18 protein-coding genes are annotated in these 20,366 nt (G+C 70.9%); 10 read left to right on the top strand and 8 right to left on the bottom strand.

Annotated features, from left to right (window positions below):
* Window positions 1–42: 42 nt before the first annotated feature.
* Window positions 43–1,050 (top strand): aldo/keto reductase, encoded by a 1,008-nt coding sequence (locus tag ACR3IO_RS10140; protein ID WP_434071070.1) that lies wholly within the window; start codon window positions 43–45, stop codon window positions 1,048–1,050.
* Window positions 1,051–1,080: 30 nt separating this feature from the next.
* Here ACR3IO_RS10140 and ACR3IO_RS10135 read toward each other — a convergent pair whose 3' ends face one another.
* The 3 genes from ACR3IO_RS10135 to ACR3IO_RS10125 form a co-directional block, all read right to left on the bottom strand.
* The gene (locus tag ACR3IO_RS10135) at window positions 1,081–1,878 is read right to left on the bottom strand and encodes an HAD-IIA family hydrolase (RefSeq protein ID WP_434071069.1); all 798 of its coding nucleotides are present in this window, start codon (window positions 1,876–1,878) and stop codon (window positions 1,081–1,083) included.
* Between the two features lie 95 nt (window positions 1,879–1,973).
* Window positions 1,974–2,306 carry a UBP-type zinc finger domain-containing protein gene (locus ACR3IO_RS10130; protein WP_434071068.1) on the bottom strand — a complete coding sequence of 111 codons (333 nt, stop codon included), beginning with the start codon at window positions 2,304–2,306 and terminating at the stop codon, window positions 1,974–1,976.
* Complete coding sequence (locus tag ACR3IO_RS10125) at window positions 2,303–3,949, bottom strand: FAD-dependent oxidoreductase (RefSeq protein ID WP_434071067.1); 1,647 nt, start codon at window positions 3,947–3,949, stop codon at window positions 2,303–2,305. The genes ACR3IO_RS10130 and ACR3IO_RS10125 overlap by 4 nt, the downstream gene beginning before the upstream one ends.
* Window positions 3,950–4,129: 180 nt before the next feature.
* Between ACR3IO_RS10125 and ACR3IO_RS10120 the strand changes: the two genes are divergently transcribed.
* Window positions 4,130–6,001 (top strand): alkyl/aryl-sulfatase, encoded by a 1,872-nt coding sequence (locus ACR3IO_RS10120; protein ID WP_434071066.1) that lies wholly within the window; start codon window positions 4,130–4,132, stop codon window positions 5,999–6,001.
* Window positions 6,002–6,180: 179 nt separating this feature from the next.
* On the top strand, window positions 6,181–6,459 hold the full coding sequence (locus ACR3IO_RS10115; protein WP_434071065.1) for a hypothetical protein: 279 nt from the start codon (window positions 6,181–6,183) through the stop codon (window positions 6,457–6,459).
* Between the two features lie 62 nt (window positions 6,460–6,521).
* Here the strand turns inward: ACR3IO_RS10115 and ACR3IO_RS10110 are convergent, their stop codons facing one another.
* Both ACR3IO_RS10110 and ACR3IO_RS10105 read right to left on the bottom strand, forming a co-directional pair.
* A complete protein-coding gene (locus ACR3IO_RS10110) occupies window positions 6,522–6,791 on the bottom strand; it encodes a hypothetical protein (RefSeq protein WP_434071064.1) in 270 nt (89 codons plus the stop codon).
* A 53-nt stretch (window positions 6,792–6,844) separates the two neighbouring features.
* Window positions 6,845–7,501 carry a metal-dependent transcriptional regulator gene (locus ACR3IO_RS10105; protein WP_434071063.1) on the bottom strand — a complete coding sequence of 219 codons (657 nt, stop codon included), beginning with the start codon at window positions 7,499–7,501 and terminating at the stop codon, window positions 6,845–6,847.
* Between the two features lie 319 nt (window positions 7,502–7,820).
* Between ACR3IO_RS10105 and ACR3IO_RS10100 the strand changes: the two genes are divergently transcribed.
* On the top strand, window positions 7,821–10,382 hold the full coding sequence (locus tag ACR3IO_RS10100; RefSeq protein ID WP_434071062.1) for a rhamnogalacturonan lyase: 2,562 nt from the start codon (window positions 7,821–7,823) through the stop codon (window positions 10,380–10,382).
* A gap of 132 nt (window positions 10,383–10,514) precedes the next feature.
* Here ACR3IO_RS10100 and ACR3IO_RS10095 read toward each other — a convergent pair whose 3' ends face one another.
* Window positions 10,515–11,396 (bottom strand): alpha/beta hydrolase fold domain-containing protein, encoded by an 882-nt coding sequence (locus ACR3IO_RS10095; RefSeq protein WP_434071061.1) that lies wholly within the window; start codon window positions 11,394–11,396, stop codon window positions 10,515–10,517.
* 40 nt (window positions 11,397–11,436) lie between these two features.
* Window positions 11,437–12,765, bottom strand: coding sequence for an Nramp family divalent metal transporter (locus ACR3IO_RS10090; protein ID WP_434071060.1), 1,329 nt, complete (start codon window positions 12,763–12,765; stop codon window positions 11,437–11,439).
* 202 nt (window positions 12,766–12,967) lie between these two features.
* On the opposite strand from ACR3IO_RS10090, the gene ACR3IO_RS10085 reads away from it, so the two are divergent.
* From ACR3IO_RS10085 to corA, 3 genes are all read left to right on the top strand, one after another.
* A complete protein-coding gene (locus ACR3IO_RS10085; RefSeq protein WP_434071059.1) occupies window positions 12,968–13,279 on the top strand; it encodes a hypothetical protein in 312 nt (103 codons plus the stop codon).
* A 96-nt stretch (window positions 13,280–13,375) separates the two neighbouring features.
* Entirely contained in the window at window positions 13,376–14,038 is a 663-nt protein-coding gene (locus ACR3IO_RS10080; RefSeq protein WP_434071058.1) for a TrmH family RNA methyltransferase, read from the top strand.
* A gap of 33 nt (window positions 14,039–14,071) precedes the next feature.
* A complete protein-coding gene (gene corA, locus ACR3IO_RS10075; protein ID WP_434071057.1) occupies window positions 14,072–15,088 on the top strand; it encodes a magnesium/cobalt transporter CorA in 1,017 nt (338 codons plus the stop codon).
* On the opposite strand, the gene ACR3IO_RS10070 is transcribed toward corA, so the two are convergent.
* Window positions 15,055–15,807 (bottom strand): TetR/AcrR family transcriptional regulator, encoded by a 753-nt coding sequence (locus ACR3IO_RS10070; RefSeq protein WP_434071056.1) that lies wholly within the window; start codon window positions 15,805–15,807, stop codon window positions 15,055–15,057. The genes corA and ACR3IO_RS10070 overlap by 34 nt on opposite strands.
* Before the next feature lie 134 nt (window positions 15,808–15,941).
* On the opposite strand from ACR3IO_RS10070, the gene ACR3IO_RS10065 reads away from it, so the two are divergent.
* The 3 genes from ACR3IO_RS10065 to ACR3IO_RS10055 all read left to right on the top strand — a co-directional run bounded on the left by ACR3IO_RS10065 (window position 15,942) and on the right by ACR3IO_RS10055 (window position 20,331).
* Window positions 15,942–17,480: an MFS transporter gene (locus ACR3IO_RS10065; RefSeq protein WP_434071055.1), complete on the top strand. Its 1,539-nt coding sequence runs from the start codon at window positions 15,942–15,944 to the stop codon at window positions 17,478–17,480.
* Window positions 17,481–17,597: 117 nt separating this feature from the next.
* Entirely contained in the window at window positions 17,598–17,966 is a 369-nt protein-coding gene (locus ACR3IO_RS10060) for a nuclear transport factor 2 family protein (RefSeq protein WP_434071054.1), read from the top strand.
* 43 nt (window positions 17,967–18,009) lie between these two features.
* Window positions 18,010–20,331 (top strand): arylsulfatase, encoded by a 2,322-nt coding sequence (locus tag ACR3IO_RS10055; RefSeq protein WP_434071053.1) that lies wholly within the window; start codon window positions 18,010–18,012, stop codon window positions 20,329–20,331.
* Window positions 20,332–20,366: the final 35 nt, after the last annotated feature.

The following is a 20,366-nucleotide window of genomic DNA, read 5'->3' as shown; positions in this document are numbered from 1 at the left end:
CCACCGACGCGAGAGCGTCACGGATCACCACGGAGGAACCACATGCGCACCCGCACGATCGGCAACGGCCGCACGAGCTTCGACGTCTCGACGATCTGCCTCGGCACCATGTACATGGGCACGAAGATCGACGAGGCCACCTCGTTCGCGATCCTCGACCGCTTCGTCGAGGCCGGCGGCACCTTCATCGACACGGCCAACAACTACAACCACTGGGGCCTCGGTTACGGCCGCGACAGCGAAGACGTCATCGGCCGCTGGCTCACGAGTCGCGGACGTCCCGACGGGCTGCGCATCGCGACCAAGGTCGGCGCGGGAAAGGCCGACCCGAGCCTGCCCCTCTCGAACACGCCCCCGACGAACTTCGAGGGACTCGGCGCCGCGACCGTCGACCGAGAGGTCCGCGAGAGCGCCCGCCACCTCGGCGTCGAGCAGATCGACGTGGTCTACGGCCACGTCGACGACCTCGAGACGCCGCTCGCCGAGACCGTCGGCGCGTTCGGCGCCCTGCAGGCCGAGGGGCTCATCGGCGTCTCCGGCATCTCGAACGTCGCGCTCTGGCGCGTGGTCGAGGCGCGCGAGGAGGCGCTGCGCCAGGGCGTCGCGCCGTACGGGGTCGTGCAGCAGCAGTACAGCTACATCTACCCGGCGCCCAAGCTCGGTCGGCAGAACTTCGTCACGCCCGAGCTTCTCTCGTACGCGGCATCCACCGGTGTCGACGGCCGGCCGCCGCTCGCCGTCACCGCGTACTCGCCCCTGCACCAGGGGGCGCTCACCCGCTCGGACAAGACGCTCTGGGGCGGCGCCGACCACCCGACCTCGCACGCCCGCGTGCGCCTGCTGCGCGAGGTCGCCCGTGACGCCGGCGCGACGCCCAACCAGGTCGCGCTCGCGTGGATGCTCGGGCGCGAGGTGCCGGCGATCCCCGTCACCGGGCCGTCGAGCGTCGCGCAGCTCGAGGAGGTGCTCGGCGCCGCCGACCTCGACCTCGACCCCGAACTGCGGGAGCGGCTCGACGCCGAACCCGAGGAGGCTCGGGCCGCGGCCTGAGCCGGATCGTCGGTCGGTCGGGGCGCGAGCCTAGAGCTCGGTCTCGACCGGCTCGGTGCGCACCAGCTCGTGCACGCCGCCGAGGATCTCGTCGGGCCGGAACGGGTACTTCTGGATCTCGGCCTCGTCGCTGATGCCCGTGAGCACGAGGATCGTGTGCAGGCCGGCCTCGATGCCCGCGACGATGTCGGTGTCCATGCGGTCGCCGATCATGGCGGTGTTCTCGGAGTGGGCGCCGATCTTGTTGAGCGCCGAGCGGAACATCATCGGGTTCGGCTTGCCGACCACGTAGGGCTCCATGCCGGTCGCCTTCGTGATGAGCGCGGCGATCGCGCCGGTCGCCGGCATGGGGCCGTCCTTCGACGGGCCGGTGGCATCGGGGTTCGTGACGATGAAGCGCGCCCCGTTGCCGATGAGGCGGATCGCCTTCGTGATCGCGTCGAACGAGTAGTTGCGCGTCTCGCCGACGACCACGTAGTCGGGGTTCGTCTCGGTCATGATGAACCCGGCCTCGTGCAGGGCGGTCGTGATGCCGGCCTCGCCGATGACGAACGCCGTGCCGCCCGGCAGCTGCGACTTCAGGAAGTCGGCCGTCGCGAGCGCGGAGGTCCAGATGCGCTCCTCGGGCACGTTGAGGCCGCTCGCGCGGAGCCTCGCCGAGAGGTCGCGCGCGGTGAAGATCGAGTTGTTCGTGAGCACGAGGTAGGGCGTGCCCGAGTCCTCCCACTGCTGCAGGAGCTCGGCGGCTCCGGGCAGGGCGTGGTTCTCATGAACGAGCACCCCGTCCATGTCGGTCAGCCAGCACTCGACCTCTTCGCGTCGTCCCATGTGCTCCAGACTATGCCGCCGAGGTCACGGACGGATGACGGGAGAACGGCCGGCGGATGCCGCGGAGCCGCGTCGATGGACCGGCGCGACCCGGTTCAGTGCAGGAGCTCCCGCCAGTTCGAGGGCACCCGCTCCGCGGGTCCGGGCGCCGGCTGGTCGTCGGGGCGGGAGAACGGCGGGCTGAGCGGGGCGGATGCCGCGGACGCCTCGGCCACGTAGTCCCAGAACCAGTGCTCTCCGGGCTCGAACGAGGTCGCGACGCGGTGGCCCGTCTGCTCCGAGTGCCGGCGGGCGTGCTGCGCGGGCGACGCGTCGCAGCATCCGACGTTGCCGCAGTCGACGCAGCGTCGCAGGTGGAACCACCATCCGCCGCCCTCGTCGCAGTCGCCGCATCCGGTGCCGGAGGGCGGCGGCGCGAACTCGCTCATGCGAACACCTCCGCCGCCGCGAGGGCGCGATGCACGGAGGCGACCGCGCTCGACCCCTCGCCGACCGCGGCGGCCACGCGTTTCATCGACCCGCGCCGCACGTCGCCGGCCGCGAAGACCCGCGGCACCGAGGTCTCGAACGGCAGCGGCATGCGTCCGAGGTCGCGCCAGGCGTCGCCGAGGCCGACCACGTCGGCGCCGGTGTGCACGAACCCGTCGCCGTCGCGCTCGAGGGTGCCGAGCCATCCGGTCGCCGGCTCCGCGCCGATGAAGCAGAACAGCCCGCGGCACTCGACGGTCTGCTCGACGCCGCCGGCGAGCGTGACCCGCTCGAGCGCCTCGTCGCCGTCGAGCCCGACCACCCGCGTGCCCGTGTGCACGTCGATGCGCACGTCGTCGGCGATGCGGTCGACGAGGTAGCTCGACATCTGCCGCCCGAGGTCGTCGGCGCGCACGACGAGGCGCACGCGGCATCCGCTCGCCGCGAGGGCGAGGGCCGCCTGCCCGGCGGAGTTCGCCCCGCCGACCACCACGACCTCGGAGCCCGCCACCTGGCGCAGCTCGAGCGTGGAGGCGGCGTAGTGGATGCCGGCGCCCTCGAACTCCTTCCAGCGGTCGAGGTCGAGCGAGCGGTACGCCACGCCCGTCGTCACGACGACCGCGCGGGCGGTCACCACTGCTCCGTCGGCGAGCGTGAGCCGCAGCGCGCCCGGATCGGCGTCGAGCTGCACCGCCTCGCACGGGGCGATGACGTGCACTCCGAACTTGATGGCCTGCAGCGAAGCCTGCGCGGTGAGGTCGTCGCCGCTCACGCCGAACGGGAATCCGAGGTAGTTCTCGATACGCGACGTGGCGGACGACTGGCCGCCCGGCGCGACGGCGTCGAGCAGCACGGTCTGCAGCCCCTCGGAGGCGCCGTAGATGGCGGCGGCGAGCCCGGCCGGCCCGGCGCCGACCACGGCGAGGTCGACCGTGGCGTCGTCCTCGGCGGCGTAGGCAAGGCCGAGCACCTCGGCGAGCTGGCCAGGGGTCGCGTTGGGGAGGTTCTCGCCCTGCACGATCGCGACCGGCAGGTCGTCGAGCGAGAACCCGTGGTTCGCGTAGACGGCCGCGACCTCGGGGTCGTCGATGTCGACCCAAGTGTGCACGAGGTCGAGCCGTTCGGCGTAGCGTCGCAGCGCGACGGCCTCGCGCGAGCGCCCGGAGCCGATGATCTTGAGCGTCCAGGCCGCCGGGCCCCGTCGCAACTGCTCGCGCCGTGCCCAGAGGGTGCGCAGCATGAGGTCGCAGAGCTCGTCGTCCTCGGCCATCATGCGTTGGAGGGCGTCGTGGTCGATGCGGTGCACCCGGCCCGGCTGGGCGACCCGCGCCGTGAGGAACGCGCGCTGCCCGTTGAGCAGGCCGAGCTCGCCCGCGAACGAACGCGGACCGAGGGTCGCGATGCGCGTCTCCTCGATCCACTTCAGCGGCTCGCGCACGATGTCGACGGTGCCCGACTCGACGAGGACCAGGTCGTACCATCGGTCGCCCGCGGCGAAGAGCACGTCGCCCTCGTGCGTGGCCGTCGGCACGCCGTAGCGCAGCATCCGCTCCCACTGCGCGTCGGTCGGTTCGGGGACGTTTCGGGTTCCTGCGGCTCCCATCCCTCCATGGTGCATGACGAACGCGGTTCGCGGGAGGGCGGGTTTCGGTCGGTGCGGTCGAGCGGATGCCGCGGGCGGCCGTCCCGCGCGAGGCGCGGCCCCGACGAGGTTGCCCCTCCTTGTGCTTCGAGGCAGACTGCCAAGGGTGGGCGCGTGCCCACCTGAGGGGGAGTTCAACGAATGCAGAATCAGGAACCGACCGACGCGATCATCGCCGCCAACGCGGAGCTCGCCGCCCGCCTTCCGTTCGCGGATGACGCGGATTTCGCGGCGGTCGAGCGGGGATTCATCGGCACATTGGAGGATCCGAAGATCCTCGATGCGGCCGGCGAGGTCGTCTGGGATGCGTCGACGTATGACTTCATCCAGGGGGAGGCGCCGGCCTCGGTGAATCCGAGCCTGTGGCGGCAGAGCCGGCTGGTCGCCAAGCATGGCCTGTTCGAGGTCGTGCCCGGCCTGTACCAGATCCGCGGCCTCGACCTGTCGGTGATGTCGTTCGTCGAGGGCGACACGGGCGTGATCGTGGTCGATCCGCTCATCTCGAAGGAGACCGCTGCGGCCGCGCTCGGCCTGTATCGCGAGCACCGCGGCGACCGGCCGATCGTGGCCGTCATCTGCACGCACTCGCATATCGATCACTTCGGCGGCGTGCAGGGCATCGTGACCCAGGAGCAGGTCGATGCGGGAGCGGTGGCGATCATCGCGCCGGAGGGCCTGGTCGAGCACGCGGTCGCCGAGAACGTCTACGCGGGCACCGCGATGGGGCGTCGTGCTGGCTACATGTACGGTGCCGCACTGCCCCGAGGGGTGCGCGGTGCCGTCGGTGCCGGCCTGGGGCAGACGACGTCGACCGGTGAGGCGACCCTGCTCGCGCCGACGCTCGAGATCACGACGACCGGTGAGACGCACACGATCGACGGCGTCGAGATCGAGTTCCAGATGGCGCCGGGCACCGAGGCTCCGACCGAGATGCACTTCTACATCCCGCGGTACGAGGCGCTCTGCATGGCCGAGAACGCGACCCACACCCTGCACAACCTGCTGACGCTCCGCGGTGCGGTCGTCCGCGACCCGCATGTCTGGTCGCAGTACCTGACCGAGGCCATCGAACGCTACGGTGACCGCGTCGAGGTGGTGTTCGCCTCGCACCACTGGCCGACGTGGGGCAACACCGAGATCACGCAGTTCCTCGGCCTGCAGCGCGACCTGTACGCGTACCTGCACGACCAGACCCTGCGGATGCTGAACCAGGGACTCACCGGCGCCGAGATCGCCGAGGTGATCCAGCTGCCGCCGGCGCTTGAGGGCTCGTGGCACGCTCGCGGCTACTACGGATCCGTCAGCCACAACGTGAAGGCGATCTACCAGCGGTACATGGGCTGGTTCGACGGCAACCCCGCCAAGCTCTGGCCGCACCCGCCGGCCGCGATCGCCGAACGGTACGTCGACGCGATCGGCGGCATCGATCGCGTGCTCGAACTCGCACGGGTCGCCTACGACGGCGGCGACTTCCGCTGGGCGGCGACGCTCCTCGACCACGCCGTGTTCGTGGACGCGTCGAACGAGGCGGTGAAGGCGCTCTACGCCGACACGCTCGAGCAGCTCGGCTACGGCTCGGAGAACGGCACCTGGCGCAACTTCTTCCTCTCCGGAGCGGCCGAGCTGCGAGCGGGCAGCTTCGGCACGCCGACCGCCACGAACGCGCCGGCGATCCTGGCGCAGCTGACCCCCGAGCAGGTGTTCGACGCCATCGCGATCACCGTCGACGGGCCGAAGGCGTGGGATCTCGACCTCGCCTTCGACGTGACCGTCAGCGATCTCGGCCGCAGCTTCCACGTCACGCTCCGCAACGGCGTGCTCGTGTACGTCGAACGGGAGCCCGAGGCGGATGCCGCGCTGCACCTCACGCTCGAGAAGACGCGACTCATCCGGCTCGCCGGCGGCGACCTGCAGTCCGACGGCCTCGGCGTGGTCGGAGACTCCGGCGTGCTGACGCAGCTCTTCGGCGTGCTGAGCCCCGGCGACCCCGACTTCGAGATCGTCCTCCCGTAGCGGGAGGGCACGGGGCCCCGCACTCCGCCGAGGAGTGGCGGGGCCCCGTCGACGAGGGTCGCGCTCAGCGGGGCGGCATCTCGGTCGGGGGCGGCACCACTGGAGATCGACCGCCCGGTGGCGCCTCCCCGGCGGTGCCGAAACGGTGTCGACGCCACGGAGCGGAATAGCATCGGATCGTGAAGCCGAACACGGGTGCGACCTTCGACGTTCAATCGCGTTGGAAGGAAGAAGTCGTCTACTGGGAAGGCGCCGAGGGCTTCGTCTTCGACGCGGGCTGGGGCGTGGATCCACGCGTGCTGTACGTCCCGTCTCCGGCGGACTGGGACGCGGTCACGGCGCACTGGATGGCCGGGAGACGCGAGGAGATCGTGGGCCGGCTGCTCGAGGAATCCGGGCATCGCATCGAGATCGGCCCGTATCGAGGGCTGCCGTCGGGTCGCCGCGTGACTCGCTGACCGCGTTTCACCCGGCCGTTCCGTGCGACCGGATGCGGCACCGTGCGGCCGGATCCGAGTTGCTACTCCGCGTGTTCGTCTCGGTGTTCCGCGTGCGTGCGACCATGCCGCCTGAGAACGGAGCCGACGAGCACCGTGAGACCGCCGAACAGGATCCAGATCAGGGACATGGTCACCGGCAGGGCCGCCTCCGCCGCGGTCAGCCCACCCGGCAGCGCACCGATCAGCATCACGGCGGCGAGGACGAGCCCGAATGCCGTCAGCGTCAGCCCGATCGCGGTGAGATAGGTCGGCGCCTTCGAGGGGCGTGGGGCAGCACTCGGCTTCGACATGCTTGAAACAGTAGCCTTCGGGCCGGGCCGGGCCGGGTCAGGGCGGGTCGCCGTCAGGCCGTGACCCAGATCGCCGAGGCCACCTCGCGCGTCAGCTCGCCCGCCTCGCCCGCGGCCTGCAGGGTCACGAGTCGGCCCGCGGCATCCGTCACCTCGACCTCGACGCCGGGGCGGATGCCGCGACCCTCGAGCTCGCGCAGCACCTCGGGGTCGCGGTCGCTGATGCGGATGACGCGGCCCACGTGCGCCACCGGGGCGTCGGAGAGCAGCACGAACGGCTCGCTCGCGACCTCGCCGGCCGCGGAGGGGATGGCGTCGCCGTGCGGGTCGCGCCGCGGGCGGCCGAGCCGCTCGTCGATCGCCTCGAGGAGCCGGTCGGAGATCGCGTGCTCGAGGATCTCGGCCTCGTCGTGCACCTCGTCCCAGCCGTAGCCCATCTCGCGCACGAGCCAGGTCTCGATGAGCCGGTGCCGTCGCACGACCGCGAGCGCGCGCTCGCGCCCGGCATCCGTCAATCGGAGCGGGCCGTAGGGCACGTGCGAGATGAGGCCCTGCGCGGCCATCTTCTTCACCATCTCGGTGACCGACGACGGCGCGATGCCGAGCTTGTCGGCCAGCGCCTTCGGGGTGATGGCGTCGGGCTGCCACTCGGTGTGGGCGTACACCGTCTTGAGGTAGTCCTCGATGGCTGGGCTGCTGGTGGGTGGCATCGTCCTCAGGATATCGGGGCGGCGTTCCGGCGGTGCGGGGTCGAGATCAGGCCGGCGGCGCGAAATCAGGACGATGCTCGGGCTTTCGTCCTGGGTACGTCCGCCTGATTTTCCCGGTGAGCCCCGCTGACGACGCCGCTGCCGCCGCCGACGCCGCCGCCGGGTGGTGTCCGCGGCGCACCCGACCGGCTGGTCCGCCCCGCATCTGAATCGTGTCAATTGTGCCGCGAACCCTTGACCGACCCCCGAACGGGGGATAGGTTCGGTCACGCACGGAAAGCGCTATCCCAACGGGCATCGCCCAGAGAAGGATTCGACGATGAATCTCGGTACCCATCCGTTCCGCGCTGCGCTGGCGGTCGTCGCCGCAGGCTGCCTGGCCGTCGGCCTGGCCCAGCCGGCCGCCGCCCAGCCGAACGCCGCAGCGGCCGTCGCGACGGCACGACACGGTGCGAAGGCAGCCGCGCCGCAGCTCGAGGCGCTCGACCGCGGCCTCGTCGCGGTCTCGACCGCCGAGGGCGTCTTCCTCAGCTGGCGCCTGCTCACGACCGAGGCCACCGGCGCCACCGACACCGGCCTCGCCGGCCCCGACTTCGCGGTCTACCGCGACGGCGAGCGCATCGCCACGGTGACCGACAGCACCAACTACGCGGATGCCGCGGGCAGCGCCGCGGCGCAGTACACGGTCGCCCCCGTGGTGAACGGCATCGAGCTCGCGGCATCCGACCCGGTCTCGGCCTGGGAGCAGGGCTTCCACGACCTGCCGCTGCAGAAGCCCGCCGACGGCGTGACGCCGAAGGGCGAGGCGTTCACGTACTCGGCGAACGACGTGTCGGTCGGCGACGTCGACGGCGACGGAGCGTACGAGTACATCGTCAAGTGGGACCCGTCGAACTCGAAGGACGTCTCGCAGGTCGGCTACACCGGCACGGTCTACCTCGACACCTACGAGCTCGACGGCACGCTGCTGAACCGCCTCGACCTCGGCGTGAACATCCGCGCGGGCGCGCACTACACGCAGTTCCTCGTCTACGACTTCGACGGCGACGGCCGCTCCGAGACCATGCTGAAGACGGCGCCCGGCACGAAGTCGATCCGCTACGCCGCCGACGGTTCGGTCGCGAGCGAGTCGTACATCACGATGCCCGAGGCGGATGTCGCGGCCGGCTACGCGAACGACGACGACTACCGCATGAGCGCGGCCGACTACGAGGAGCACCTCGTCGAGATGTTCCAGGGCTGGACGGAGCATCCCGAGGTCGTGGCGGGTCACTGGCCCGCGACGCTCGAGGAGGCCTTCGGCATCCCGGTGACGCACGAGTACCCGCTGAGCCGCGAGAGCGCGGAGGAGCTCGTCGACCACTTCATCGACGTCTACGCCCCCGCACGCAGCACCCGCAACGTGCTGCGGAACTTCGAGGGGTTCATCGTCGACGGGCCCGAGTACCTCACGGTCTTCGACAGCGCCACCGGTGAGGAGTTGCAGACGGTCGCGTACGAGCCGGGCCGCGGTGATGACGGGCTGCTCTGGGGCGACTACGCCATGGCCCGCATCGAGCCCGGCAACCGGGTCGATCGGTTCCTCTCGGGCGTCGGATACCTCGACGGCGAGCACCCCTCGGCGGTCTTCGCCCGCGGCTACTACACGCGCTCGACCGTCACGGCGTACGACTGGGACGGCGAGAGCCTCAGCCAGCGCTGGTACGTCGACAGCGGCCACGTGCCGATGACCAACCCCTTCAACGACTCGCCCCACGGGCGCGACGGCACCGACCCCGAGTTCGCCGAGATCACGACGCAGGGCGACCACTCGCTGAGCTTCGCCGACGTCGACGCCGACGGCCGGCAGGAGCTCGTCTACGGCTCGGCGACGATCGACGACGACGGGAGCCTCCTCTCCAGCTCGTTCGACGTGCTGCCCGAGGGCAGCGCGAACCCCGGTGCGACCGTGCGCCTCGGACACGGCGACGCCATGCACGTCACCGACATCGACCCTGCACGTCCGGGTCTCGAGATCTGGACGGCGCACGAGGGCGGCGTCTCCGCCCCCTACGGCTCGGCCCTGCGCGACGCCGCCACCGGCGAGACGCTGTTCGGCTCGTACTCGGGCCGTGACACCGGTCGCGCGATGATCGGCGATGTGCGCCCCGACGTACCCGGCATCGAGGTGTGGGCGAGCATGCCCGACGGCACCCTCGGCTCGGGGCTGCTCAGCGCGAGCGGGCAGCAGCTCGAGGCGAAGACGCCCGGCACGAACATGTCGATCCGCTGGGCGGGCGACCTCACGACGCAGATCGTGAACGGCAGCGGCACCCAGACGCCGACCATCGACGACTGGACGCGCGGACGCCTGCTCACGGCCACCGGCACGCTCACGAACAACGGCACGAAGGGCAACCCGTCGCTCGTCGCCGACGTGCTCGGCGACTGGCGCGAGGAACTGCTCGTGCGCACGGCGGACTCGAGCGCGCTGCGCATCTTCACGACGACCGAGCTCACGACACACAAGCTCACGACGCTCATGCAGGACCCGCAGTACCGCGTCGAGACCGCCCGGCAGCAGACGACGTACAACCAGCCCGCCTACACGTCGTACTACCTGGCCAGCGACCTCGACTGGGCGAACGTGCCGATCACGACGACGCCGGTGACGCCGCGCGAGCCGAAGTTCAAGGACCGCCCGAAGTCCGGGAAGGACGAGGTGCAGGTCCCGACGAACGTCGCCGGTGTCGACTACTACGTCGACGGCGTGCTCGTGACCTCGCCCAACGGCAAGGTCACGGTCACCGGGGAGGTCACGGTGACCGCCGTCCCCGAGCCGGGCCACGCGATCGCGGAGGGTGCGACGTCCGTCTGGACGTACGACCTCTCGCGCCGCTGAGACCCGTCCGCGCCGAGCCGCGGATGACAGACGACCGCCCCGGGCGCCGCAATTCCGTGCCGGCGACCCGGGGTGGTCCATGCCCGGCGGCGGCTCCCGGCGGGGCCGCTGTTGCGTGTGGGGAGGCCGGCGTCAGCCTGCCGCGAGCCGCTCGGCGAAGTACGCCGCCGTGCGAGCGACCACGGGGGTCGGGTCCGCGCCCACGAACACGTGGGCGGCGCCCGGCACGGCGGCGAACTCCGCCTCGACCCCGGCTTCGACGAGGGCGTGCGTCAGGTCTCGCGACTGGGTGGCGGGCACCTCTCGGTCGGCGTCGCCGTGGAGGAGCAGCATCGGCGCGGCATCCGCACTGACATGGCTGAGCGGCGACGCCCACGCGACGACGTCGGGGTCGGGATGCTCCTCGAGCAGGGAGCCGAGGTAGGGGTACCAGCCGACGACCGCGTCGATGCGGGGCTCGACGCCCACCACGCCGACCCGGCCGACGAGCTCGGGCGCCTGCGGCCGCATGCCCGCGAACGCGGCGAGGCTGCCGCCGGCGGACTCGCCCATGACGCCGATGCGATCGCGGTCGAGGCCGAGTTCGGGCCCGACGGTGCGCAGCCAGCGCAGTGCCGCGTGCACGTCGTGCAGTGCCGCGGGGAACGGTGCCTCGCCCGACAGCCGGTACTGCGCGGTCGCCGTGGCGATGCCGGCGTCGGCGAGCGCCTCGGCGACGCCGAAGAGCGGGTCGTGGTGGCTGCCCCAGAGGAATGCCCCGCCGTGCAGGTACAGCACGACCGGCACCGGGCCGTCGCCGGGCGGCACGCGCAGGTCGAGCACCAGCGGGCGGAACCCGCCCAGCCGGGCGTAGGCGACGTCGGCGTAGACCCGGTCGCCGCGCTCGTCGATCGCGGGTCGCAGGGAGGATGCCGCGTCGGGCTCCTGCTGGGAGGCGAGCTCGCGCGGCAGGTCGTCGCCGGTCGCGAGCATGCCGACGAGGTCGGCGGCGGTGAGCGGTCGCGGGTCGGTCACCCGCTCACGGTAGCGGCCGCCACCGACGCCTGGGAAGCGATCACGCCCCCGTGAACACCAGCCAGAGCAGCACCCCGTTCAGGGTGATGAGGAACACGGATGCCGCGATGCCGGCCGCGGTCGTCGCCCAGTGGTTCGCGTACCGGCCGAGCACGCCGCGCTTCGCGGTGACCGAGATGAGCGGGATGAGCGCGAACGGGATGCCGAACGAGAGCACGACCTGGCTGAGCACGAGCGAGAGCGTCGGGTCGAACCCGAGCGCGAGGATCGCCAGGGCGGGGATGAGCGTGACGAGGCGGCGTGCGATGAGCGGCACCCGCACGTGCAGCAGGCCGTGCATGATCTCGGCTCCGGCGTACGCGCCCACCGACGTCGACGCGAGGCCGGAGGCCAGCAGGCCCACCGCGAAGAGCGTCGCGATGATCGGGCCGAGCGAGACCTGCAGCGCCGCGTAGGCGCCCTCGAGGCTGTCGGTGCCCTCGACTCCGGCGAGGTTCGCCGCCGCGAGCAGCAGGATGCAGAGGTTCACGGTGCCCGCGATGGCCATCGCGATCGTGACGTCCCAGCGGGTCGCCGTGAGCAGGCGCGCGGTCGGGATCGTGCGGGCCTCCGCCTGGTGACTGGGCGCGAACCGGTCGCGGGCGAGCGCCGAGTGCGCGTAGATCGCGTGCGGCATGATCGTCGCACCGAGAATGGATGCCGCGAGCAGCACCGAGTTGGCGTCCTCGAACCGGGGCACGAGTCCGCCGAGCACTCCGGCCGGGTCGGGCGGGGCCACGAGCACGCCGACGCTGAAGCCCACGGCGATGATCACGAGCAGTCCGATGATGACGAACTCGAACGGGCGGGCGCCGCGACGCGACTGGATGACGAGCAGCACGAGCGAGACCGTGCCCGTGATGAGGCCGCCCCACACGAGCGGCACGCCGAAGAGGAGGTTGAGGGCGACGGCCCCGCCGATGACCTCGGCGATGTCGGTCGCCATGGCCACGGCCTCGGCCTGCAGCCAGTACGCCCGGCGGCCCCAGCGGTTGCCGATGCGCTCGCCGAGCACCTCGGGCAGGCTCTTGCCGGTGACGACGCCGAGCTTGGCCGAGAGGTACTGGATGAGCCAGGCCATGACGTTGCCGATGACGACGACCCAGACGAGCAGGTAGCCGTATTGCGCGCCGGCGGTCATGTTGCTGGCGACGTTGCCCGGGTCGAGGTAGGCGACGCCGGCGACGAGCGCGGGGCCGATCAGCCACGCGAGGCGCGGGCCGGATGCCGCGGGCCGGCGCCCGCGGCGACGAGAGGTGTCGTTCGCGCGGGCGGTGCGCTCCGGGCGTGCGGCGACGGGAACGCTCTCGTCGTCGAGAAGTTTCGGCATACCGAAAGATTACACATATTTCGGTACACCGAAAAGTGCGACGGGTCGCGTGGCGCGATGGAGCCCGTGTCACCCCTTTTCGGGGTAAAGGGTCGCGCCCGCGGAGGAGTAGGTTGCACCTGATCGGTCGCCCGGCACCGCAGCGGGGCTCCAACCTGAGGGGTCAGCCCGGACGTCCGCCACATCACCGAAGGTGGACATCATGAAACGAATGATCATCGGATGCACGGTCGCACTCGGGCTCGTGCTGGGCGGCGGCGCCGGAGCGGCGTTCGCCGGCGAGACGAACGGCAACGGCGATCCCATTCCCGGTGCGCACAAGGCCAGCTCGGCGTGCGCGTTCTCCGGACAGGATCTGCCCGACGACATCGAGGGAAACCCGCCCGGCTTCGAGGACGACGCGATCACGGGCGGCCACGTGCAGAGCTACGGCCAGATCGTCCGTGCCGGTGGCAAGGCGTTCGCGCCGTCACCGGGCGTCGCCTGCAGGGGCAACGTCGATTTCGAGGAGTGACCTCGGCGATCCGCCACCCGAGCGACCCCGGCGCACTGCAGCGCCGGGGTCGCTCGCTCGTTCCACCCCCGCGGATGCCGCGGGTAGCGTTGAACCGTGACCCACCAACCCGAGCCAGAGCCGCCCGAGCCCGAGCACCCCGAGCCGACGCTCCCGCACGGGGTTCCGCCCTGGCCGGGCGGCGGCGCCGAGTGGCCGGCCGACCCGCACTACGATCCCGAGCTGCTCGCGAACGGCGACACCCGCAACGTCGTCGACCGCTACCGGTACTGGCGCATGGACGCCATCGTGGCCGACCTCGACCTGCACCGGCATCCGTTCCACGTGGCCATCGAGAACTGGCAGCACGACATGAACATCGGCTCGATCGTGCGCAGCGCCAACGCCTTCGCCGCCGAGACGGTGCACATCATCGGCCGTCGTCGCTGGAACCGGCGCGGGGCCATGGTCACCGACCGCTACCAGCACGTGCTGCACCATCCGGATGTCGCCGACTTCGTCGCCTGGGCCCGCGCCGAGGGGCTGCCCGTCATCGCCGTCGACAACGTCGAGGGCTCCGAGCCTGTCGATGCGGTCGAACTGCCCGAGCGGTGCGTGCTCCTCTTCGGGCAGGAGGGTCCAGGGCTCAGCGACGAGGCGATCGCGGCATCCGATCGCGTGGTGGAGATCACGCAGTACGGCTCGACCCGCTCGATCAACGCGAGTGCCGCGGCCGCGATCGTCATGCACGAGTGGGTGCGCCGGCACGCGCGCCGCTGACGGGCGCACCGCCGACGGTGAGAGACTGACGCGATGCCCGTCGTCGACAACGCGATCTACCAGGGCGGCCGCCGGGTCGCCACGCCCGCCTCGCTCGAGGAGACCTTCGAGACCCGTGAGACGCACGGCGGCTTCGCGTGGATCGGGCTCTACCGGCCGACCGACGACGAGCTCGCCGCGCTCGCCGCGGAGTTCGGCCTGCATCCGCTCGCCGTCGAGGACACCCGCAAGGGACACCAGCGCGCCAAGCTCGAGCGCTACGGCGACACGCTCTTCGTGGTGCTTCGCCCCGCCCGCTACCTCGACGCCGAGGAGGAGGTCGAGTTCGGCGAGCTGCACGTGTTCATCGGCCCCGACTTCGCGATCACCATCCGCCATGCGGAGTCGCCGAACCTCGCCCGCGTTCGGCACCGCCTCGAGGCCAGCCCCGAGCTGCTCGCCAAGGGCCCCGAGGCGGTGCTCTACGCCGTGCTCGACGAGGTCGTCGACGAGTACGCGCCCGTCGACTCCGGGCTCGAGAACGACATCGACGAGATCGAGGAGCAGCTCTTCTCCGGCGACCCCGAGGTCACCCGCCGCATCTACGACCTCGCGAGCGAGGTCATGGAGTTCCAGCGCGCGACGCGTCCGCTCGTCGGCATGTTCGACGCGCTCGAGCGCGGGTTCGAGAAGTACACGGTCGACCTCGAGCTGCAGCGCTACCTCCGCGACGTGAAGGACCACGTGCTGCGCATCGTCGAGCACGGCGACACGTTCCGTCAGCTGCTGCAGAACGCGCTGCAGGTGCACTCCACGCTCGTCGCGCAGCGGCAGAACGAGGAGACCAAGGTGCTCTCCGAAGCCGCCGTCGCCCAGAGCGAGCAGGCCAAGAAGGTCTCGAGCTGGGCGGCGATCATCTTCGCGCCGACCCTCGTGGCCGGCATCTACGGCATGAACTTCATCCACATGCCCGAGCTCGACGAGCCGTGGGGGTACCCGTTCGCGCTCGCCCTCATGCTCGGCTTCGCGGGCGTGCTCTACGGGCTCTTCAAGCGCAAGGGCTGGCTGTAGGGCGGATGCCGCGGTCGGGCGTCAGCCCTTCGGCCGCCGGCCCCGTCGGCCGCCTCGTCCTCGCCGGTCGTCGCGCCTTCGCCGGCCGGTAGGCCGAGCGCGGGCAGGATCACGCCGTCGATGATCGAGATCAGGAACTCGCGGTCGACCGGCTTGCGCAGCATCAGCAGGCGGTACGAGGCCATTGCGGAGCTGACCACGGCCAGGGTCTCGAGGTCGTGGTCGCCGGTGATCTCGCCCCGATCGACGGCGCGCTGGAAGAGCGTGCGGTTGATGCTCGCGCGAGGCTCGACGAGCGTGGCGTAGGCCGTGTCGGCGAGCTCGGGCGAGCGGGAGAGCATCGACGCGATGCCCGCCATCACTTGCAGCTTCTTCTCGGCCTCGGCGATCGAGCGCGGCTTGATCATCGCGATGAGGTCGCCCCGCAGCGTTCCGGTGTCGGGGAGCGGCGCCTCGAGGTCGCCGCGCTTCATGCAGGCGACGGCATCGAGCACGAGTTCGGCCTTCGAGGGCCAGCGCCGGTAGAGCGTGGCCTTTCCAGCCTTCGCCCGGTTGGCGACCATCTCGACGGTCATGCCCTCGTAGCCGGTCTCGGCGAGGATCTCGATCGCGGCGTCGAGGATCTCGGGGTCGCGGGAGTGGTCGCGCTTGCGTCCGAGGCGGGGCGCCGCAGAGGTCTCTGCGGCTCCCGTGTCGGCGGGGAGATCGAGCTGCGTCATCGCGGCCATCCCATCTCGAGCTTCGTGTGCGTGCGGGGGTCGACGCCCCGTACGAGAACAGCATAGTTCAGGAACTCGAAAGATCCGAAACGTTGGGGTTCCGAAACTGATGAGTTCCGTATATAGTCTCCGTCATGACCAACACCTCCTCGGCGCCGCCGCAGACGACCTCGTCGGCCGCAGCGTCCTCGTCCCGTCGCTGGTGGACGCTCTCCGTCGTCGGACTCGCCCAGCTCATGGTCGTCCTCGACTCCACCGTGGTGAACATCGCCCTCCCGGCGGCGCAGGCCGACCTCGGCTTCACCGACGGCCAGCGGCAGTGGATCATCACCGCCTACTCGCTCGCCTTCGGCAGCCTGCTGCTCCTCGGCGGCCGTCTCTCCGACCTCATGGGCCGCAAGCGGACGTTCATCATCGGGCTCATCGGCTTCGCCGGGGCATCCGCACTGGGCGGTGCCGCAGGCACGTTCGAACTGCTCGTCGGCGCCCGCGCACTGCAGGGTGCGTTCGGCGCGCTGCTCGCCCCGACCGCGCTCGCCGTGCTCACCACCACGTTCGTGATCCCCAAGGAGCGCGCCCGTGCGTTCGGCGTGTTCGGCGCGATCGCCGGCGCCGGCGGCGCGATCGGCCTCCTCCTCGGCGGCGTGCTGACCGAGTACTTCGACTGGCGCTGGAACCTCTACATCAACGTCGTCATCGCCGCCGTCGCGCTCGTCGGCGCCCTCGTGTTCGTGACGAACGCGAAGCGCGTGGGGCCGCGTCCGAAGCTCGACATCCCCGGCACGGTGCTCGTCTCCGGCGCGCTCTTCTCGCTGGTCTACGGCTTCTCGAACGCCGAGTCCGAGGGATGGGGCTCCCCGCTCACCTGGGGCTTCCTCGCGGCATCCGGCGTGCTCCTGATCGCCTTCGTGCTGTGGCAGCGTCGGGCGAGCCACCCGTTGCTGCCCCTGTCGATCGTGCTCGACCGCAATCGCGGCGCGGCCTTCGCCTCGGTGCTCATCGCGGGCGCCGGCATGTTCGGCATCTTCCTGTTCGTGACCTACTACCTGCAGGCCTCGCTCGGCTACTCGCCGATCCAGACGGGTCTGGCGTTCCTCCCGATGATCGGCATGCTCGTGCTCGCCGCGCAGCTGTCGACGAACCTCTTCGTGCCCCGGTTCGGTCCCAAGGTCATGGTGCCGCTCGGCATGGTGCTCGGCGCCATCGGCATGCTCGGCCTCACCCGGCTCGGCCTCGACAGCGTCTACGCGGCCGACGTGCTGCCGCCGCTGCTGGTCCTCGGCTTCGCGATGGGCTCGATCATGCCGGCGTCCATGCAGACGGCGACGCTCGGCGTCGACCGCCGGTTCGCGGGCGTGGCCTCGGCCACGGTCAACACGAGCCAGCAGGTCGGCGGCTCGATCGGCACGGCATTGCTCAACACCCTCGCGGCGACGGCCGCGGCCGACTACCTCGTCTCGCACGCGCCGGCGACACCGGCCATCGCGGCCGAGGCGGCCGTGCACAGCTACGCGGTGGCGTACTGGTGGGGCGCCGCGTTCTTCGCGTTCGGCGCGGTGCTCGCGGCTCTGCTGTTCCGCCGTCGGGGCCACGGCCTGTCGCTCTCGCACACGGCGGCGCCGGCGGATGCCGCGACCTCCGCCGAGGCCCCCGAGCCGGCCGTCATGCACTGATCGGACCTGACCGGCCGACCGCAGCCCACCGCGATCGGATGCCGCGCATCGGGGTTCGAACGACGACATCGCCGTTCGCCCTAGCCGCGGCATCCGATCGCGGTTAGCGTTGTCGCCATGACCGAGATCACCGACGATCTGCCCGCCCGTCTGCTGCATGAAGAGCACGCCGGATGGAAGGCGATCCTCGACGGTCGCGGCGGCGAGCACTACCAACGCGCGATGACGCGAGATGCGCTCATGGTCGTCGAGGGGGCGATGCTCGGCCGCGACGAGATCCTCGCGAGGTTCCGCGGCACGCCGCCGTGGGAGTCCTACGAGCTGCACGAGCCCGCCGTGATCCGCCTCGGCGACCGGGCCGGCATCGTCGTCTATCGTGCGGTCGCGCGCCGCGGTGACGACACCGCGAACCTGCGCATGTCGACCACGTACGTCTACGACGACGGCGCCTGGCACGTGGCGGCGCACCAGCAGACGCCCGCCTGACAAGGGGGTGGCCACGGGGAGCGCCCGCGGCTTGAATGGATCCATGACCGAACGCGCGAGCTGGCCAGATCGAACCCGTCTTCCCATCGAACCCTTCCAAGAGGTCGGCCGCGTCGAGCGCACGGTCGCGGGCTCCGACCCGATCGAGTGGCCGGTCGAGGTGTCGGCTCCGACCGGGGCACCCAACGTGCTCGTGGTCATGACCGACGACGTCGGCTTCGGCGCCAGCGAGGTGTTCGGCGGCCCGATCCCGACGCCGACGTACGCCCGGCTCGCCGAGCGCGGGCTGCGCTTCAACCGCTTCCACACGACCGCCCTGTGCTCGCCGTCGCGGGCGGCGCTGATCACCGGACGCAACCACCACGTCGCCTCGACGGGCATCATCATGGAGTTCTCGACGCCGTTCCCCGGGTACCACAGCATCGTCTCGCGGAGCGTCGGCACGATCGGTGAGATCCTCACGCAGAACGGCTACGGCACGGCCTGGTTCGGCAAGAACCACAACGTGCCCGACTGGCTCACGACGCCGGCCGGCCCCTTCACGCTCTGGCCGACCGGCCTGGGCTTCGAGTACTTCTACGGATTCCTCGGCGCCGACGCGCACCAGTTCCGCCCCGCGGTCTTCGAGGGCACCAAGCCGATCGATCCGTACCTCGGCCGCGAGGACGATTACCACCTCGACGCCGACCTCGCCGACCACGCGGTGACGTGGATCCGCACGCAGAAGGCGGTCGACCCCGAGAAGCCGTTCTTCGCGTACTACACGCCCGGCACGGCGCACGCCCCGCATCACGCACCGAAGGAGTGGATCGAGAAGTTCAGCGGGCAGTTCGACCACGGGTGGGACGAGCAGCGCGTGCGCACGTTCGAGCGGCAGAAGGAGCTCGGCGTGATCCCGCAGGACGCCGTGCTGAACCCGACCCCCGATCACTACCGTCGGTGGGACGACCTCTCCGAGGACATGCAGCGCGTGTGCGCCCGCCAGATGGAGTGCTACGCCGCGGCGCTGGCGCACTGCGACCACCAGATCGGCCGCGTCATCGACGCGATCGAGGAGCTCGGCGAGCTCGAGAACACGCTCATCATCTACATCCAGGGCGACAACGGGTCGAGTGCCGAGGATCCGACGGGCCACGGCCTGACGAGCGAGATCGGCGTCCTGGCGAACGGCCTGGTCGACGACGAGTCGTTCATGGTCGAGAACATCGAGGAGTTCGGCGGCCGCTGGTTCCAGAACCACTTCTCGCACGGCTGGGCCCACGCGATGAACTCGCCCTACCAGTGGGACAAGAAGATCGCCTCCCACCTCGGGGGCTCGCGCACATCGATGGTCGTGTCGTGGCCGGCGCACATCCGCGACGACGGCGGGCTGCGCAGCCAGTTCACCCACATCACCGACATCGTGCCGACGATCCTCGACGCCGCCGGCATCCCGATGCCCGAGGTGATCAACGGATTCGAGCAGGTGCCGCTGAACGGCGCCAGCCTCATGCCCGCGTTCGACGACCCGCAGTCGCCCGAGGCGCACACGACGCAGTACTTCGAGGTGATCGCCAACCAGGGCATCTACCACGAGGGGTGGATGGCGAACACGGCGCCCAAGCGCCTGCCGTGGGTGGGCATGGGCGAGACCACCCCCGACCCGTTCGACGAGTACGAGTGGGAGCTGTACCACCTCGACGAGGACTTCACCCAGTCGAGGAACCTCGCCGCCGAGCACCCCGACAAGCTCGAGGAGCTTCGCCGGGTCTTCCTCGACGAGGCGCGCAAGAACCAGGTGCTGCCGCTCGACGACCGCTACATCGAACGGCTGCGGCCCGAGAACCGACCGCAGCACGGCGGTGGTCGCACGGTCTACACGTACTATCCCGGCACGAGTCGCATCACCGAGGGGCTCGCGCCCAACATGAAGAACACCTCGTACCGCGTCAGCGCCTCGATCACGGTGCCCGACGGCGGCGCAGAGGGCATGCTGATGACGCAGGGCGGATGGTTCGGCGGCAACGCCCTCTACCTGCTCGACGGCCGGCCGACGTTCTCGTACGCGCGTTCGCACTACCCGAACCACAAGTTCACCGTGGCCGGCGACGAACCGCTGACCGCGGGCGAGCACGAGGTCGTGGTCGACTTCCACTACGACGGCGGTGCGCCCGGAAGCGGCGGCGAGGCCGTCGTGAAGGTCGACGGCGCGGTCGTGGCGCGCGGGCGCGTCGAGCAGACCGTGCCCGTGCGCATCTCGGCCGACGAGACGCTCGACATCGGCGAGGACTCCGGCACCCCGGTGGTGCGCGACTACGAGGTGCCGTTCCGGTTCACGGGCGGGCTCCGCAAGGTCGTCATCGACACGGCGCCCGTCTTCGACTAGCGCCACACGGTACGGAAGAGGGGCGGATGCCGCGG

Origin of the sequence: Agromyces sp. Marseille-Q5079, assembly GCF_051016555.1 — a bacterium.
Taxonomy (GTDB): Bacteria; Actinomycetota; Actinomycetes; order Actinomycetales; family Microbacteriaceae; genus Agromyces.
This window is presented reverse-complemented; position numbering and strand designations above follow the sequence as displayed.

What these genes read in the sequence shown, in the direction of transcription:
- ACR3IO_RS10140 (WP_434071070.1), top strand. Translation starts at nt 43, where the DNA reads ATGCGCACCCGCACGATCGGCAACGGCCGCACGAGCTTCGACGTCTCG.
- ACR3IO_RS10135 (WP_434071069.1), bottom strand. Translation starts at nt 1,878, where the DNA reads ATGGGACGACGCGAAGAGGTCGAGTGCTGGCTGACCGACATGGACGGG.
- ACR3IO_RS10130 (WP_434071068.1), bottom strand. Translation starts at nt 2,306, where the DNA reads ATGAGCGAGTTCGCGCCGCCGCCCTCCGGCACCGGATGCGGCGACTGC.
- ACR3IO_RS10125 (WP_434071067.1), bottom strand. Translation starts at nt 3,949, where the DNA reads ATGGGAGCCGCAGGAACCCGAAACGTCCCCGAACCGACCGACGCGCAG.
- ACR3IO_RS10120 (WP_434071066.1), top strand. Translation starts at nt 4,130, where the DNA reads ATGCAGAATCAGGAACCGACCGACGCGATCATCGCCGCCAACGCGGAG.
- ACR3IO_RS10110 (WP_434071064.1), bottom strand. Translation starts at nt 6,791, where the DNA reads ATGTCGAAGCCGAGTGCTGCCCCACGCCCCTCGAAGGCGCCGACCTAT.
- ACR3IO_RS10105 (WP_434071063.1), bottom strand. Translation starts at nt 7,501, where the DNA reads ATGCCACCCACCAGCAGCCCAGCCATCGAGGACTACCTCAAGACGGTG.
- ACR3IO_RS10100 (WP_434071062.1), top strand. Translation starts at nt 7,821, where the DNA reads ATGAATCTCGGTACCCATCCGTTCCGCGCTGCGCTGGCGGTCGTCGCC.
- ACR3IO_RS10090 (WP_434071060.1), bottom strand. Translation starts at nt 12,765, where the DNA reads ATGCCGAAACTTCTCGACGACGAGAGCGTTCCCGTCGCCGCACGCCCG.
- ACR3IO_RS10085 (WP_434071059.1), top strand. Translation starts at nt 12,968, where the DNA reads ATGAAACGAATGATCATCGGATGCACGGTCGCACTCGGGCTCGTGCTG.
- corA (WP_434071057.1), top strand. Translation starts at nt 14,072, where the DNA reads ATGCCCGTCGTCGACAACGCGATCTACCAGGGCGGCCGCCGGGTCGCC.
- ACR3IO_RS10070 (WP_434071056.1), bottom strand. Translation starts at nt 15,807, where the DNA reads ATGACGCAGCTCGATCTCCCCGCCGACACGGGAGCCGCAGAGACCTCT.
- ACR3IO_RS10065 (WP_434071055.1), top strand. Translation starts at nt 15,942, where the DNA reads ATGACCAACACCTCCTCGGCGCCGCCGCAGACGACCTCGTCGGCCGCA.
- ACR3IO_RS10060 (WP_434071054.1), top strand. Translation starts at nt 17,598, where the DNA reads ATGACCGAGATCACCGACGATCTGCCCGCCCGTCTGCTGCATGAAGAG.
- ACR3IO_RS10055 (WP_434071053.1), top strand. Translation starts at nt 18,010, where the DNA reads ATGACCGAACGCGCGAGCTGGCCAGATCGAACCCGTCTTCCCATCGAA.